At 39.5% G+C, this 16,361-nt stretch carries 14 protein-coding genes; 12 read left to right on the top strand and 2 right to left on the bottom strand.

Features of this window, described 5'->3' with window-relative positions; all coding sequences use genetic code 11:
* Positions 1-52: 52 nt before the first annotated feature.
* From queD to surE, 7 genes are read left to right on the top strand one after another with little or no spacing between them, the layout of a single operon-like run.
* Positions 53-523: a 6-carboxytetrahydropterin synthase QueD gene (gene queD, locus BUB11_RS08100; RefSeq protein WP_242947492.1), complete on the top strand. Its 471-nt coding sequence runs from the start codon at positions 53-55 to the stop codon at positions 521-523.
* 3 nt (positions 524-526) lie between these two features.
* Entirely contained in the window at positions 527-1,228 is a 702-nt protein-coding gene (queC, locus tag BUB11_RS08095) for a 7-cyano-7-deazaguanine synthase QueC (protein ID WP_073029253.1), read from the top strand.
* 46 nt (positions 1,229-1,274) lie between these two features.
* A complete protein-coding gene (locus BUB11_RS08090) occupies positions 1,275-1,832 on the top strand; it encodes a DUF366 family protein (protein WP_073029252.1) in 558 nt (185 codons plus the stop codon).
* The gene (locus tag BUB11_RS08085) at positions 1,832-2,563 is read left to right on the top strand and encodes a 7-carboxy-7-deazaguanine synthase QueE (RefSeq protein ID WP_073029251.1); all 732 of its coding nucleotides are present in this window, start codon (positions 1,832-1,834) and stop codon (positions 2,561-2,563) included. The genes BUB11_RS08090 and BUB11_RS08085 overlap by 1 nt, the downstream gene beginning before the upstream one ends.
* 49 nt (positions 2,564-2,612) lie before the next feature.
* Positions 2,613-3,185 carry a GTP cyclohydrolase I FolE gene (folE, locus tag BUB11_RS08080; protein ID WP_200797888.1) on the top strand — a complete coding sequence of 191 codons (573 nt, stop codon included), beginning with the start codon at positions 2,613-2,615 and terminating at the stop codon, positions 3,183-3,185.
* A gap of 17 nt (positions 3,186-3,202) precedes the next feature.
* Positions 3,203-3,394, top strand: a complete 192-nt coding sequence (locus BUB11_RS08075; protein ID WP_073029250.1) for a YpmA family protein — start codon at positions 3,203-3,205, stop codon at positions 3,392-3,394.
* Between the two features lie 13 nt (positions 3,395-3,407).
* Positions 3,408-4,187, top strand: a complete 780-nt coding sequence (surE, locus tag BUB11_RS08070; protein ID WP_073029249.1) for a 5'/3'-nucleotidase SurE — start codon at positions 3,408-3,410, stop codon at positions 4,185-4,187.
* Positions 4,188-4,229: 42 nt separating this feature from the next.
* Here the strand turns inward: surE and BUB11_RS08065 are convergent, their stop codons facing one another.
* Both BUB11_RS08065 and BUB11_RS08055 read right to left on the bottom strand, forming a co-directional pair.
* Entirely contained in the window at positions 4,230-4,454 is a 225-nt protein-coding gene (locus BUB11_RS08065) for an alpha/beta-type small acid-soluble spore protein (RefSeq protein WP_073029248.1), read from the bottom strand.
* Between the two features lie 379 nt (positions 4,455-4,833).
* The gene (locus BUB11_RS08055; protein ID WP_073029246.1) at positions 4,834-6,378 is read right to left on the bottom strand and encodes a putative polysaccharide biosynthesis protein; all 1,545 of its coding nucleotides are present in this window, start codon (positions 6,376-6,378) and stop codon (positions 4,834-4,836) included.
* A 180-nt stretch (positions 6,379-6,558) separates the two neighbouring features.
* Between BUB11_RS08055 and iadA the strand changes: the two genes are divergently transcribed.
* From iadA to BUB11_RS08030, 5 genes are all read left to right on the top strand, one after another.
* On the top strand, positions 6,559-7,725 hold the full coding sequence (gene iadA / locus BUB11_RS08050) for a beta-aspartyl-peptidase (protein WP_073029245.1): 1,167 nt from the start codon (positions 6,559-6,561) through the stop codon (positions 7,723-7,725).
* Positions 7,726-7,868: 143 nt separating this feature from the next.
* Positions 7,869-9,890: an elongation factor G gene (gene fusA, locus BUB11_RS08045; protein ID WP_073029244.1), complete on the top strand. Its 2,022-nt coding sequence runs from the start codon at positions 7,869-7,871 to the stop codon at positions 9,888-9,890.
* A 352-nt stretch (positions 9,891-10,242) separates the two neighbouring features.
* Positions 10,243-10,815: a TetR/AcrR family transcriptional regulator gene (locus BUB11_RS08040; RefSeq protein ID WP_073029243.1), complete on the top strand. Its 573-nt coding sequence runs from the start codon at positions 10,243-10,245 to the stop codon at positions 10,813-10,815.
* A gap of 97 nt (positions 10,816-10,912) precedes the next feature.
* Positions 10,913-15,265 carry a 2-hydroxyacyl-CoA dehydratase gene (locus BUB11_RS08035; RefSeq protein WP_073029242.1) on the top strand — a complete coding sequence of 1,451 codons (4,353 nt, stop codon included), beginning with the start codon at positions 10,913-10,915 and terminating at the stop codon, positions 15,263-15,265.
* Positions 15,266-15,804: 539 nt separating this feature from the next.
* Positions 15,805-16,191 (top strand): class I adenylate-forming enzyme family protein, encoded by a 387-nt coding sequence (locus BUB11_RS08030; protein WP_084110219.1) that lies wholly within the window; start codon positions 15,805-15,807, stop codon positions 16,189-16,191.
* The last annotated feature ends 170 nt before the right edge of the window (positions 16,192-16,361 follow it).

Raw genomic sequence — 16,361 nt, 5'->3', positions numbered from 1 at the left:
TTCTCGTATCAATCAGAAAGTTCAGCTGTGTATCAGCTCAAAATCGACGGCGATGATGGCAACAGTATATTTTTTGATATTTCATTTTTCTTTTGTAAATAATAATGGTAAAATAGAATGTAATTTGTCTAATAAGGAGCGCGAAATGTTTCAGGTATGTGTTCGAGCGCACTTTGATGCTGCTCATTTTATCAGGGATTATGATGGTGATTGTTCTAATTTACATGGTCATCGATGGGATGTAGAGGTTTGTATCGCCGGTAAACAATTGGATCATTTAGGGATGTTGATAGATTTTAAGGAAGTTAAGCAGAGCATACGTAAAACGCTTAAATCACTGGATCATGGTTTGTTAAATAACTTAACTTCTTTTGGTCCTGAAGGAGTCAATCCTACAGCAGAAAACCTAGCCCAGTTTTTGTTTTTGGAATTCAAAAGGGATTTGGTCTTAGAGGATAAGCGCTTGGCGTGGGTAAAAGTCTTTGAATCCCCTGATACATGGGCCATTTTTAAGGAGGATTAAAAAATGGCGGGAATAGTTTTGCTTTCAGGTGGTTTAGATTCAACTGTTGCCTTAGCGCTCTATTTGGAAAAGGACAGTATTGATTTAGCACTTACCATCGACTATGGACAAAGGGCAAGCAGGAATGAAATCTCTGCTTCGCGAAAGATTGCAGAGTACTATAACATTGCGCATCAGGTTATTCCAATACCTTTTTTGCAGGATCAGACTCACTCCGCTCTTGTTAATCGTTCTGAAAATTTGCCCTTGATAGAATATAACAAACTAGATGATCTTCAAGGCCAGGCGTTAGAAAGTGCACGTCAGGTATGGGTTCCCAATCGCAATGGTTTATTTCTGAATATTGCGGCTGTTTTTGGCGAAAATATGGGCGACCACCCAGTTATAATCACTGGTTTTAACAGGGAAGAGGCTGCAACCTTTCCGGATAACTCCCTGGAATTTATTAAAGCTGTAAACCGATGTTTGACCTTTTCTACGCAAAATAATGTGACCGTTGTCAGCCCTACTTCGGTTTACGAAAAAAAGGAAATTGTTAGAGAAGGGTTGCGCTTGAACGTTCCATTTCACTATATTTGGAGCTGTTACGAAAGTGGAAATAAAGTTTGTGGACAGTGTGAGAGTTGTCAACGTTTAAAACGAGCCCTGCTTAAGAACGATGCAGAAGAACTGGTAAGAGAATTATTTGAAATAGATCATAAATAATAGTTTTTAAAGATCTGACCAGAGACCCAGAAGAGAGGGAATTTTAATGAAATACTTTATAGAGCACAAACTCCTAAATTACGATGGCAGCCAACTTCAGTCTTTATTTGCCTATAAAAATTTTGGTTTAATGGGGGACAGTATAAGTGTATTCCGTGGCTCCTGCCGTGTAGAGCAAAACGAGATGGTAGACATGGAGGATGTCTTGGCTAAGGATTGGATTTACAGCGAAGACATGTTGCATTTTATTGTAGAACATTTTGATATGGATTTAGAAAAGGCAATTATTCGGCAACGCCTGCTCATCGCTACAATCAAGGAAGAACTTGAAAAATTTGGGGTGAAGACCCTAAGTCGGAGTGGGGATGATCTTTATGAAGAAGATAAAAAGCTTTCTGTAAGTATTAGCACCCTTTCACCAGTGTCTAGTATGATTCATTGCGGGCTTAATGTTTCCAAGCTGAATACACCCATTCCAACCATAGGCTTAGGTGATTTCCGGATTCAAGATGTATTAGGATTTGGAGAGAGCGTTGCCAAACATTATTGTGATGAGGTTCTTTCTATGCGTCTTGCGCGTTGTAAAGTGCGAGGGGTTTCGTAATGCTTAAGTTGCCAGTTACGGAAATATTCTCTTCAATTCAAGGGGAAGGCCCTTATGTTGGAGTAAGGCAAATTTTTCTTCGCTTGCCAAACTGTAATTTAAGGTGTCCATATTGTGATACGGTGACAACAGCACCCCAACAATTGCGCATGGAGACGGAAGCAGGGTCGGGAGTTTTTAACATGTCTGAAAACCCTGTTCCAATTGAAAAACTTATAAAGTTGTTGCAAATTTATGATTTTTCTCTTCATCATTCTTTGAGTATCACAGGAGGGGAGCCACTTTTGTGGGTTAACGAATTACGAGCAATCTTACCTTTTTTGAGAGAGAAAGGCATTAAGATATACCTTGAAACTAATGGAACATTACCTGAGCAGCTTCATAAGATCCTACCTTGGGTTGATATAATAAGTATGGATATTAAGCTGCCATTTGATGGTCAAAGCTTCTGGGATGTTCATGAGTCTTTTCTGCGCTCCAGTCTTCAAAAAGAAGTCTTTGTCAAAATTGTTGTTCATCAAGAAACCAGTCTTACGGAACTCCAGTACGCTCGTGATTTAATTGTGGCGGTAGATCCTCTGCTCCCAACAATCTTACAACCAGTAACAGCAACAAATGAGATAAATACCCCTAAACCTTATCAACTTCTAGAATGGCAAAGTTTTTTTCTTAAGAAACTTACTAACGTAAGAGTTATTCCTCAAACACATGTATTTATGGGACAACTATAGTTAAGTTAAATCTAATGAAGGACCATATAGAGTAAAGGAGAAAAGAATTATGGGGATGGATTTACAAAAGATTGAGCAAGCTGTTTACATGATTTTAGAAGCTATTGGGGAAGATCCTGAACGCGAAGGGTTACGGGATACACCAAAGCGTGTGGCTAAAATGTATGCTGAAGTATTTAGCGGTTTACATGAAGACCCTGGTTATCATTTGAATGTTCAATTTTCAGAAGAACACGAAGAGATGGTTATCGTGAAGGATATACCGGTTTATTCCATGTGCGAACATCACCTTGTCCCATTTTACGGCAAGGCCCATGTCGCTTATATCCCGAGAAAAGGTAAGATAACAGGTTTATCAAAATTCGCTCGTGTAGTTGAAGGGTTTGCACGCAGACCACAACTTCAAGAACGTTTAACGTCTGAGATCGCAGATGCTATTATGGCAAAACTTGCCCCGCTGGGCGTTTTGGTGGTTATTGAAGCAGAGCATATGTGTATGACTATGCGAGGGGTTAAGAAAGCAGGATCACAAACATTAACGTCTGCCGTACGTGGGATATTTAAGACAAACCCTATCACTAGATCGGAAGCATTTTCATTAATTCAGGGACACAGACGCTAAGAAAGAGGTAATTTTGGGTGAATGACAATATAAACCCGTCTGATCGTCAAGGAAAGATAGAACTTATTGCCTCACAACGCTTAAGTGTGAATGGTGAACTATATAAAGTGGTTGATTTTTTAAATAAAAACCTCAAGGGACATCACTTAATGTTTGGGTTAACTAAAAAAGAAGATAAAATGGTTATTTCTGTTTACGAAGTAGAATAATCGGAGGAATTATATGCATATTTTACTGACAAATGATGATGGATATCATGCCTCTGGTATTCAAACATTATATCGTTCACTTCGATCCCTGACAGAGCATGATATTAGTATTGTTGCTCCAGAAAGTGAGCGTTCTGCCACGGGCCACTCTATAACCTTGTTTCATCCTTTGTTTGTAACAGAACATGATCTTGACAGCCATCAAAAGGGATTTGCCGTTAGCGGTACGCCTTCTGATTGTGTTAAACTTGCTATCCAAGGAGGGCTTATTAATAAGCCGGATCTGCTTATTTCGGGAATTAACCAAGGCTCTAACTTAGGAACAGATGTTTTTTACTCTGGAACAGTTTCAGCGGCCATGGAAGGAGTAATACTGGGCGTTCCTTCATTAGCTGTTTCTTTAGCAAACTATCAATTTACGGATTTCGAACCGTCTGCAGTCTATTTAGCAAAGCATTTAGATTATATCATTAAGTGTCATAAGAAAGGCTTATTGAATATAAACTTTCCGGGCAAACCTCAGTCTAAGTGGGCTGGAGTTAAAGTGACAAGACTTGGTAAGGCTATTTATGACAATGTGTTTGAGCGAAGAGTTGATCCTCATGGGCGTGCTTATTATTGGCAATGTGGCAATAGGGCAGAAGATCTTGAAGATGATACGGATTTAAGAGCGATCCAAGAAGATTTTATTTCGATTACTCCAATGCATAGTGATTTGACGGATTTTAAAGGGATTGAACCTTGGAAAAAATATTTTAACACATCCAACAGTTTGCTCGATAACGGGGTATAATTAAAGGAGTACAGATTATTTCTGTACTCCTTTACCTATTGATTATAAGGAAGTCTCATTTAAGGATTCTTTTGCTCTGCGGATCATGGTTTTAACCATGCTTCCACCAATTCGTCCTCCGACATGACCGCATTCTCGAGAGGTCATGTTTTCCCAACCTTGACTCTTAATTTTTGAGCTTATACCTAGTTCATCTGCAACTTCCCATTTGAATTGCTCCAACACCGATTCCGGTAAAATTCCACTATTTCTATTTCTGCGACTCATAAACACATCTCCTCTCAACTCTATCTACTGACACAATTGTAGTATTCACATATGCTTCAATGTTTATAGTGCATAAATAATGGATAGTTATTGTGTTTTTACTAATGGAGGAAGCTTAAATGATAATTGGCACGTTTATATTTTATTTTATATTATTTGCGATCGTTTTCTCCTATCCAGGATTCCGAAATAAGAAGGATAAACGTTCAATATTTAAATTATTAACAATTCCTGCTATATTAGGACTCGGAATGGTTTTTTTAACTGTCATAAAAGTATATTTTGTTTACAAGATTTTGGCATTATTAGTTGTTCTTGTGACATTTGTTTTATCTTATTGGCAATGGGGAAACCAAATTCGTCGATTGTGGAATAAATTTTAGGGCGGAAGAAACTTTCCGATCCATGGCAGTCGTCTTAGATCGGCAAAGGTGACGCCGCCATTAAATAATAGAATTGTACCATAAACGACTATTCCAACTAAAAATTCAATGGGATACCCTAAAGGATGGCTGCTAAAGAACGGATCCAAAAATTGAAATATGAGAAGCATACCTACTCCGCCAAAAACTGGTTGGAGAACAAATCGTTGAAGATCTAAAGGCATTCCCGTGTACCTTGAAATTGCCGCGATATTTAAGACAGCCATTATAAAATAACCAAATGCATATGCCCATGCAGTTCCACGCAGACCCCAATGGGGGAGACCTGTAAGGTAGATGAGCAAGGGGATGCGAATGACAGCCCCAATGATGGAATGGACAACTGGAAGATGAACTTTTCCGATTCCTTGCAAAATTCCCGTTGTGGTTTGTTGTACGTAAGAAAATATCCCTCCAAAAGCTAACACACGCAAGATTGGTGCAATTTCTGAACTCTTGAAAAACGCGGTCAATGGACGAGCAAAATAAAAGAGAATAATAAGGCAAGGAATTCCAATTAAGATCGTTAAACGAATGGCTTCAGCGCTGCGTGCTCGGACGACGTTTAATTGTCGTCTTACGGTTGCTTCAGATATGGCAGGTACCAGTGAGGTTGCTAAGGCAAATGTAAAGACACTGGGAAAGGTAAGCAGTGTAAAAGCAGAACCACCAAGCTGTCCAAATAAGGTTACTGCTTCTCGTGCAGAATATCCCGCTACTTGAAGACGAAGAGGGATGATTATTGCATCTAATGAAGACAAACCCGTAGACAGCAGTCTTCCAACGGTAACAGGCGAAGCTAATTTCCATAATTTGATTAATATTTGGCGTGAGGAAAAAGTTCTTGCCTGATTGTCTCGTGTGACTTTAAGTTTTGCCCTCCAATATTGGATAATAATAGCGATCAATCCGACGAATTCGCCAGCTAACATGCCTAGTGCTAATCCTGCTGCAGCCCATTCTACACCATAATTCAAAAGTCTAAGAGCTGCCGCATATCCGACTGCCACTCGAATTATCTGTTCGCAAATTTGGCTTACAGCCGTGGGAACCATATTCTGTAAACCTTGAAAATATCCCCGGAAGACTGATGATACAGAAACGATAAAAATTGCAGGAGTGCATATGAGAAAGACGTTAATCACTCTTGGGTCAGAAAAGATCTTGTGAGCTATATAAGGGGAAAGGAAATAGAGAGAAATTGATACGAAGGCTCCTGAAATGCTGAGGAGCCAAAGGGCTAAACGGAAGATGGATTGGGCATCAGAAATACGTCCAAGAGATACTTCTTCGGAAACCATTTTGGCAATTGCGAGTGGAATACCCGCTGTTGTAACAACAAGAGCCATCATGTACATAGGAAATACCATATTAAACAAACCATAGGCTTCACCTCCAATATTTATCATTATTAAATATTGGTAGGCGAAGCCCAACAGGCGGTTTAACAAATTTGCTCCTAAAAGTATAACTGCACCGTAGACAAAGGTCCTTCTCGCCATGTAACCCTCCCTAATCTGAGTTATATATAACCATATGCTTGCGGAAAAAAAGAAATGCTTAGGAAATTTTCGGAGTGATTACTAGGCATAAAGGATTTTGGCCCACGATGAAGAAATGTTAAATGCATGGAATATTGAACCAGGATTGGGGCATTATACCTCGTGAGGGGAGAGGTAAAAGTGTGGGTACTTCTTAAGAACGCCAAAATTTACTGTCCTGAGTATACTGATGATTCGAACTTGTTGATTGTTGGAATTAGCATTGCTGCAGTCGGTAAAAATCTGAGACTGCCTGATTTTGCAGAAGGGGAAGTAATCGACCTTCAAGGTAAGACACTGGTCCCAGGTTTTATAGATGCTCATGTACATATATGTGGAGGAGGGGGCGAAGCGGGACCTGCTTCGCGTACTCCGGAACTTCAACTTTCTCAAATAACTCGTGCTGGAACAACAACCGTCGTTGGTTGTCTGGGGACAGATTCCGTATCACGCTCTATGTCAGAGCTTTTGGTTAAAGCTAATGCACTCCAGGAAGAGGGAATAAGCACCTATATCTATAGTGGGGGCTACCGAGTTCCCATGAGAACACTTTTGCCAACCTTAGAACAAGACCTAGTCTTGATTTCAAAGGTCATTGGTGCCGGGGAAATAGCTATTTCTGATCATCGTTCGGCACAACCTCAAATCAGTGAACTTGAGCATTTAGCGGCAGAAGCTAGAGTTGGCGGAATGCTCGGAGGAAAAGCAGGAGTCGTTCACGTTCATCTAGGAGAGGGGAAACAAGGTTTACAACCTATATGGGAAATATTAGATAAAACAGATATCCCTATTACTCAATTTATACCCACTCATATTAATCGAACTCATACTTTACTAGAACAAGGGATTCAGTTTCTTTTAGCAGGAGGGCATATCGATCTCACGGCAGGGTGTGACGATTTTCCAGTTGAATTGCAGGTGCCGTCAGTCTTAAAAATGTTGTACCAACGGCAACTTCTTAATGATAGGATCACCGTAACCTCAGACGGGAATGGAGGTATGCCTAGATACAACGAAGCAGGCATACTTATTGGCATGGGAGTCGGTTCAGTAGAAGTTTTATGGCGTGATATTAGAAGTTCAGTCATGCAACACGAAATTCCTTTGGAGGCAGCCTTGCGTACAATTACAGCCAATGCAGCAAACGTACTGCGCCTTACAAACAAAGGGATGATTCGCGCAGGCTATGACGCTGACCTGGTAGTGCTTGATGAAGACCTGCAGGTCGATTCTGTCTGGGCCAAAGGCAAATGTATGATCCTCAATAAACAGCCACAGGTATGGGGCACGTACGAAAAAATAAATTAATATTCCAAACTTGAGAATACTTGACCCACTCTAATCAATAAATTAGTACTAATCTAGGATCTAGACATAGAAACTCCGGTAATCTGTTGCAAGTAAAAAGGCTCGGTCCTTTTTCTTAAATAACAAATCAAGGAGGAATCGTCTTGAAAACCTATGACACAAATCAACTTCGCAACGTCTGTCTAGTTGGGCATGGTGGTGCAGGAAAGACTTCCATGGCGGAAACCTTTCTATTTAATTCAGGTGCGATCAATCGTATTGGCAAAGTTTCTGAAGGAAACACAGTCTCAGATTATCTGCCCGAAGAAGTTAAACACAAAGTGTCGATTAGTACGAGTCTTACTCCGTTTGAGTGGCAAGGAGTTAAAGTCAATATTCTCGATAGCCCGGGATACTTAGACTTTTTAGGAGAAGTTAAGAGTGGTTTACGTGTCGTTGAGAGCGGAGTTCTCGTACTTTGCGGGATAGCAGGGCTTGAAGTCCAATCGGAAATTACGTGGAATATTATGGAGGAACAAAAACTCCCTAAGATTATTGTTATTAATAAATTAGATCGAAAGAATGCCAATTTCCATAAGGTGGTGGATCAGCTAAAAGATGCCTATCCTGAAGCAAGGCTGGTTCCTCTACAACTTCCTATGGGGCAGGAATCAAGTTTTAAAGGGTTAATCGATATTCTCGAAAATAAAGCCTACGACTATGACCCAGATGGAAGTGGGAAGTATTCTGTCAAGGAGGTTCCAGTCGAGTACAGGGAGGAAACCGATTTTTTAAGAGAACAATTAGCTGAAGCAGTTGCGGAAGCAGATGATGAAATATTAATGAAGTATCTTGAAGGGGAAGGATTAAATGAGGCAGATCTGCAAACTGCCTTGAAGGAAGCATTAAGGCAAAATCTTATTATTCCAGTGCTCTGCGGTTCTGCAAATAAAAATATCGGGATTTCAAAGATTATGGATTTCTTGGTAAAATTCGCTCCCCCCCCGGAAACAATTCAAGATAAAGCGGCTCTTGTCTTTAAAACGCTAACAGATCCTTATGTTGGGAAAATGTCTTTCCTTCGCGTTTACGGAGGAAAATTTACTGCTGAATCATTGGTCTATAATTCAAGTCGCGAATCAGAGGAAAAGATTGGGCAACCTTTTTATTTGAGAGGTAAAATCCAGGAGCCTGTTGGATCTGTGTTAGCGGGAGATATTGCAGTTATTGCAAAACTGCAAGAGGTAAAATCAGGGGACACACTATGTGCAAAAGATCATCCTATCGAGCTTGAGGGGATAGACTTTCCGATCCCTGCGCTATCAGTAGCTATTCAAGCGAAGACTAAAGGGGATGAAGATAAGCTTAGCAGTGCGTTAACGCGTTTGCTTGAGGAAGATCCTACAATTAGGATCAGTAAAAACACTGAGACTAAAGAACTAATTTTAACAGGGCTGGGAGAAATGCAACTTGAGATTCTCCAGGAAAAGCTAACCCGGAAATTTGGAGTTGATGTGACCTTAAAAGTTCCTCGCGTGCCTTATCGTGAGACTATTCGTAAAGCAGTTAAGGTAGAAGGTAAACACAAGAAGCAAACGGGCGGACATGGTCAATACGGGCATGTATGGATTAACATAGAACCATCTGAAGGCAGTGACTTTGAGTTTGCTGAGTCGATCTTTGGAGGGTCTGTACCGAAGCAATACATTCCAGCAGTCGAAAAGGGAATTCGTGAGGCTATGTCAGAAGGAACTATGGTAGGATATCCGGTAACAGACATTAAAGTTACTCTTTGTGACGGCTCGTATCATGCTGTTGATTCTTCAGAAATGGCCTTTAAACTTGCAGCGATCATGGCTTTTCGCAAAGGGGTAGAGTTAGCAAAACCCACCTTGCTTGAACCAGTTGTTGAAATAGAAGTGAGAGTTCCTGAAGTCTTCATGGGAGATGTAATTGCGGACCTTAATGGAAAACGGGGAAAAGTTTTAGGGATGGATGCCAGCGGAAAAAACCCATCCATACGGGCACACGTACCACAGGCCGAAATGATGCGTTATGCTATAGATTTAAGAAGTTTAACTCAAGGGAAAGGTTCATTCACTATGGATTTCCTGCGCTATGAAGAAGTTCCAAGCAAAATAAGCGAGACATTAGTCAGTCAATTGAAAATAGCGAATAATCGTTAGAAAACTTTGGTGGTTGCCAGGCTTTAATCGTCTGCGGCCGTATTAGGTGCACTGAATGCGCTGGTCATAGAAATAGGGGCTGTAAAAGATTACAGCCCCTATTTCTATTGAGAATACATTTTGAATAAAGTAGTTGTCTTTTCTAAGGGACAGGGCCATTTTTCGCTATAGAGACAAATTATTACAAGTTGTATAATTGTTTTCCGTATCTAGAATCTTTTCTGTAAGAGGATGAATACAAATATAGGAAATAGTGCCATGATGTTGGATTGAAGTTATGTAGGGAGAATGATAAAATAGATGATGTTAGTAAGAACTAACATGATGAAAGTAGAGTGATTGGAGAAGGACTATGTGCACTACGGAAGAAAAAATAATAAATGCTTCAATTGTCCTCTTCTCGCAAAAAGGGTACACTGCTGTTACTACTAAAGAAATAGCTAAAGAAGCTGGCGTAAGCCAAATGACTCTTTTTAGGCACTTTGAAAGTAAACATAATTTATTTGAAAGGTCCTTGGATAAATTTGTTTTTTCTCCTCAATTTAAAGCATTATTTGAAAGCTTAGAATGGGATTTAGAAAGAGATTTGAATAAAATTTGTTCTTCCTACCAAGATGTTTTATATAAAAACCGAAAAATTATTCTAATGCATTTAAAAAACGAAGAATTAAATCCTCATTTTGAAGCTGTATTATATAAGTTCCCGAATGAGTTTAAGAAACTTTTAAACCGTTATTTCGAAGAAATGAGGAATCGAGGGGCCATCATTGAAAATCCAGAAACATTAGCTGTGAATTTTTTAACAACCAGTTTCGGCCTATTTTTCACATCTTTAGTCATGAACAAACTTACGTTTGATACTGATATTCAGACATGTATTTCTAATTATATTAAAATATTTACAAAAGGCATAAGCTTGTTATAGATAATTCTCGCCATTACCAATCTAACCATCCATAGCCAGACCTGAATGATAGAGCGAGCCGAATTTTCAAAAACGTTGTGCATAGTGGAGGAAAAAAATGAGTAGCAGAGTTTTAAATATTGGTTTGGACATTGGTTCTACAACTGTAAAAATAGTTGTTTTAGATAAGGACAAAAATATTATTTACAAGAAGTATTTAAGGCACTTCTCTAACATTCGAAATACGGTTATTAAAGTACTTGATGATGCCAGAGCTATTATACAGGGACATTTATTGACCCTGATGGTTACTGGATCTGGTGGGTATAATATTTCTCAAACTCTGGAGATACCTTTTATTCAAGAAGTGATTGCGTGTACGAATGCCATAAAGCTTGTTATTCCCAATACGGACACTGCCATTGAACTTGGCGGTGAAGATGCCAAGATTACTTTTCTTGGAGAATCCATTGAGCAACGAATGAATGGAACGTGTGCCGGGGGCACCGGAGCATTTATCGATCAGATGGCTTCCCTATTGCAAACAGATGCCTTGGGCTTAAATGAATTAGCTAAAAACTATCATCACATTTATCCAATAGCTTCTAGATGTGGAGTGTTCGCAAAGACTGATATTCAGCCCTTATTAAATGAAGGGGCTGCCAAGGAAGACATTGCGGTGTCTGTTTTTCAGGCCGTTGTAAATCAGACGATAAGCGGCCTGGCTCAGGGACGGCCTATTAAAGGAAATGTAGCATTTTTAGGCGGGCCTCTTCATTTTATGTCGGAGCTGAGACATCGCTTTATTGAAACTCTAAAGCTAGAGAACAAGAATGTCATATTTCCTGAGAACTCCCAATTTTTTGTGGCAATCGGAGCGGCACTGTCTTTTGGTGAAATGGCGCCTATCACCCTTCAGAAGTTGTACGATAAAGTACCTGAGATCCTAAAGGTCGATAATTCTGAGAATGAAGAGTTGGAAGTTTTATTTGCAAGTGAAGAGGAATATAACGAATTTGAGAAGCGACATGCTGTGCATAAAGTCAATCGAGTGGAACTTGATAATTACGAAGGAGATGCCTTTCTCGGAATTGATGCCGGTTCGACTACCACAAAGATTGCCCTTGTCGATAAAGCTGGAAGCTTATTGTATTCCTATTATGGCAGCAACATGGGTAAACCCTTAGAGTCTACCATCGCGGCCTTGAAAAGTTTATATGAAAAACTAAATAAGGGTATAAGGATCGTAAATTCTGCCGTTACTGGATATGGGGAACATCTTATTAAAGCGGCCCTCAGAGTGGACATTGGAGAAATTGAAACCGTCGCTCATTACACAGCAGCTAACTTTTTTCAACCAGGAGTCGATTTTGTTCTTGATATTGGCGGACAGGACATGAAAAGCTTAGTGATCCGTGATGGGGTTATAGAATCCATTACATTAAATGAAGCCTGTTCTTCAGGCTGTGGATCTTTTGTGGAAACTTTTGCAAACTCATTAAACATGGATGTCAAAGAATTTGCCCGATTGAGCGAAGGGTCCAGGCATCCTGTGGACCTTGGGACACGATGTACGGTATTCATGAACTCTAAAGTAAAACAGGCGCAGAAAGAAGGCGCTGAGATAAGCGATATTTCTGCAGGAATCTCCATTTCAGTTATCAAGAACGCACTTTATAAAGTCATTCGATTGAGAAATGTCGAAGAACTAGGGGAAAAAATTGTTGTCCAAGGAGGAACCTTTTATAATAATGCCGTCCTTCGGGCCTTTGAGAAAATAACCAAAAGAGAAGTAGTCCGACCAGATATTGCAGGCATAATGGGTGCTTTTGGTGCAGCATTAATTGCTAAGGATCTATATGAATTTGGGTATCAAACAAGTCTTGTTCAAGGAGCTGATTTGTTCAATTTTACAACTGAGACTACGATGAAGCGTTGCGGTTTATGTGGAAATAATTGCTTAGTAAGCATTAAACAATTCTCAGGTGGAAATGAATATATTTCGGGAAACCGATGCGAACGAGGACTGGGAAAAGACCTCGTCAAAAGTGATATCCCAAATCTTTACGAATACAAATACCAAAGGGCTTTTAACTATAAACCCTTAGCCAAAGACAAAGCAACGAGAGGAACCATTGGCATTCCGAGAGTTTTAAACATTTATGAGGACTATCCTTTCTGGTTCACCCTTTTTACAGAGCTAGGTTATCAAGTGATAATCTCGGGTCGTTCCTCAAATAAGATTTATGAGCAAGGAATGGACACAATCCCTTCTGATTCTGCTTGTTATCCTGCCAAGCTTGCGCATGGGCATCTGGTTGACTTAATTAATAAAGGGATTAATAAACTTTTTTATCCCTGCATTCCTTATGCAAGACAAGAAGATAAAGAGGCTGACAACCATTACAACTGTCCTATTGTTACCTCCTACCCGGAGACAATTAATGCAAATATGGACAGTTTGCGAGAATCACAAGTCACGTTTTATCACCCTTTCCTGCCATTGGATATGCCTCGCAGAATGCTAAAACGACTAATGGAAGAGTTAAAACCTGAGGGAATACCAAAGCATGAGCTAGCTCAGGCGCTAGATAAAGCATATGCTGAACTTGATCGTTATAAGGTCGATGTAAGAACAAAAGGAGAGGAAACTCTAAATTATATTCGAAAAAATAAGATCAAGGGAATTGTCCTCGTGGGAAGGCCTTATCATATTGATCCTGAAATTAACCACGGTATACCAGAGATGATAAATTCCTATGGTTTTGCTGTTCTATCTGAAGACGCGATTCAACATCTGGGCAAAGTCCAAAGGCCAATGCGTGTTGTTGATCAATGGGTGTACCATACAAGAGAATATAATGCGGCAAGTTATGTAGCAGAACAGGGGGATTTAGAACTAATTCAATTGAATTCCTTTGGGTGCGGACTTGATGCAGTGACTACTGATCAAATTAAAGAGTTACTCGAAACATTCGGGAAGATTTATACGGTCTTAAAAATTGATGAAATAAATAATTTGGGAGCTGCAAGGATACGTCTGCGCTCTTTGATCGCCGCAATAAAAGAACGAGATAAGAGAAACTTCACTCCTAAAAGAATATATAATTATCCAGCAAGAGCCATATTTACTAAGGAAATGAAGAAAACTCACACAATTTTAGCTCCCCAAATGTCCCCGATTCATTTTCAGTTCTTTAAGACGGCGTTTGAAGATTCTGGTTACAGTATAGAATTTCTGCCCTCAGTGGATAAGTCTGCTGTCGACGAAGGCTTAAGGTATGTTCATAATGACGCTTGCTATCCAGCTATTATTGTCGTTGGTCAACTGATGAAGGCGTTGAAATCCGGAGTTTATGATATTAATAACACCTCAATCATAATGACTCAAACGGGTGGTGGTTGTCGAGCAACAAATTATATTTCGTTTATCAGAAAAGCGTTAAAAGATGCGAATATGGAACAAGTTCCTGTCATTGCCTTAAATACGGGAAATTCATCCAGTTTAGAGACCAATCCCGGTTTCAAATTTACTGTTCCTATGTTTAATAAGATAATGCGGGGGCTGGTCTATGGTGATCTTTTGATGAGAGTCCTGTATAGAGTGCGACCTTATGAGAAGTTTCCGGGTTCAGCTAATCTCTTATATGACTATTGGGTTGAGAGATGTCAAGAATCATTAAAGAGTGGAAATAAAAGAGAACACGAAGAGAATATTCGTCAAATCGTAGCAGATTTTGATAGCCTGGAACTTTACGAGGACTTAGTCAAACCGAAGGTTGGAGTTGTTGGTGAAATTTTGGTTAAGTTTCATCCGACAGCAAATAACAATGTCGTTGAACTGTTAGAAGCTGAAGGAGCAGAGGCTGTAGTTCCTGACCTTACTGACTTTCTCTTGTATGGTGCTTTTGATAATCGCATTAAATACGAGAAACTATCCGGAAGTTTTTGGGAGATGGTGTCTGGATACTTTTCGATTAATAGAATTGAATCTTATCGTAAGGAGATGAAGAAGGCACTTAAAGCCAGTAAACGGTTTGAAGCTCCAAAACCTATCGAAGAAATTGCCAAGTACGCTGAAAACCATCTCTCTCTTGCCAATCAGTGTGGTGAAGGCTGGTTTCTTACTGGAGAGATGGTTGAGTTAATTCGCAGCGGCGTTAATAACATTGTTTGTTTACAACCCTTTGCCTGCTTACCTAATCATATTACGGGAAAAGGGATGGTTAGGGAAATTAGAAGATCTTACCCTAAAGCGAATATAGCAGCTATTGATTATGACCCGGGAGCAAGCGAAGTTAATCAACTCAATCGAATTAAACTTATGCTTTCAGTAGCCGTAGAAAATCTTGAAAACAAGTCTGAGGGAGCTAAAACCCCACTGTTAGACTTAGAGAATGAGTTAGTGGAACGTAAGTTGACGATGGTTTTAAGCGGAGAGCAGAATTTAATTGAGTGTAAAATGGATTAATGTAGATGTAAAGGGCTCAACCTGTTTTTTTGCTAAAACGGTTGAGCCCTTAATATTGCGCGAGCAGAGGCAAGTTTAAAGAAAGGTTGGGTTTAAATACCCAGGCCAACTTTTACTGGCTAAGAGCCTCTAAATTTTTTTGATAATGATTAACAATAGAGCTATGATGATTAATAACGCCACCAAAATACCTAAAAAGCCTAAAAGCATTCTCTCACCCCCTCATTTAGATCTGCAGAAGAATGAGAGGTTTTATTAATATATTCTATTCAGCATGTCCGTAAATGTTCGATATTTATAATTCTGGATATTAATTAGTGTAGATAGTTACAGATTTTCCCTTACTCAGCGAGAAACTTGTGAGGTGATTAGGCTATCTTGGAAAAATATGGGCGCATTATTGTTTGAGTAGAAGTGTGTAATATCACTAAAAAGTTTATTAAAAGATGGGGTTAAATAGAAATAGATGACTGGATGAAAATAAGAATGAAGTGAACTTTGGCAACGTAGGTCAATTATGCATTGAAAATAAATGGTCAATGAAAAACAGTAAAAGTTCTTGGATTGAAACAGGGGATTTGGGTTATCGAGACTGTAAAGGGTATTACTTTTTATGTGGACGGGTGGACGATATGGTTGTTTCAGCTGGTGAAAACGTTTATCCGGTTGAAATTGAGCAGGCATTAATAAATCACCCTCAAGTAGAGGATGCAGCAGTTATTGGGATTAATGATGAAGGCTTTGGGCAACGGTTGAAGGCCTATGTACTTCCAAATAAAAATGCTGATCTCACAGAAAAGGAACTTTTAGAATGGCTTACCTATAGAATTGCGAGATTCCAGATGCCAAAAGAAATAGCCTTCGTTAATTATTTGCCTTATACATCATTGGGTAAACTTGATAAGAAGCAACTTAAAATGAAATAACCAAATAAGCCCTATCGAAGAGCCTATAAAATAAATCTGTCCAAAACCTGAAATGGGCAAAAAGAAAAAGGCTCAAAGCCTTGGTGAGTTTGGCAGGGGATGAGAGAGTCGAACTCCCACTGACGGTTTTGGAGTGAGCGATTTATCATTTTCTAACTTGTTGTAAAATG

It is taken from the genome of Desulfosporosinus lacus DSM 15449, assembly GCF_900129935.1.
GTDB classification, from domain to species: Bacteria; Bacillota; Desulfitobacteriia; order Desulfitobacteriales; family Desulfitobacteriaceae; genus Desulfosporosinus; species Desulfosporosinus lacus.
This window is presented reverse-complemented; position numbering and strand designations above follow the sequence as displayed.

Coding starts and splice junctions, on each gene's coding strand:
- queD (WP_242947492.1), top strand. CDS start 53: ATGATGGCAACAGTATATTTTTTGATATTTCATTTTTCTTTTGTAAAT.
- queC (WP_073029253.1), top strand. CDS start 527: ATGGCGGGAATAGTTTTGCTTTCAGGTGGTTTAGATTCAACTGTTGCC.
- BUB11_RS08090 (WP_073029252.1), top strand. CDS start 1,275: ATGAAATACTTTATAGAGCACAAACTCCTAAATTACGATGGCAGCCAA.
- BUB11_RS08085 (WP_073029251.1), top strand. CDS start 1,832: ATGCTTAAGTTGCCAGTTACGGAAATATTCTCTTCAATTCAAGGGGAA.
- folE (WP_200797888.1), top strand. CDS start 2,613: ATGGGGATGGATTTACAAAAGATTGAGCAAGCTGTTTACATGATTTTA.
- surE (WP_073029249.1), top strand. CDS start 3,408: ATGCATATTTTACTGACAAATGATGATGGATATCATGCCTCTGGTATT.
- BUB11_RS08065 (WP_073029248.1), bottom strand. CDS start 4,454: ATGAGTCGCAGAAATAGAAATAGTGGAATTTTACCGGAATCGGTGTTG.
- BUB11_RS08055 (WP_073029246.1), bottom strand. CDS start 6,378: ATGGCGAGAAGGACCTTTGTCTACGGTGCAGTTATACTTTTAGGAGCA.
- BUB11_RS08040 (WP_073029243.1), top strand. CDS start 10,243: ATGTGCACTACGGAAGAAAAAATAATAAATGCTTCAATTGTCCTCTTC.
- BUB11_RS08035 (WP_073029242.1), top strand. CDS start 10,913: ATGAGTAGCAGAGTTTTAAATATTGGTTTGGACATTGGTTCTACAACT.
- BUB11_RS08030 (WP_084110219.1), top strand. CDS start 15,805: ATGAAAAACAGTAAAAGTTCTTGGATTGAAACAGGGGATTTGGGTTAT.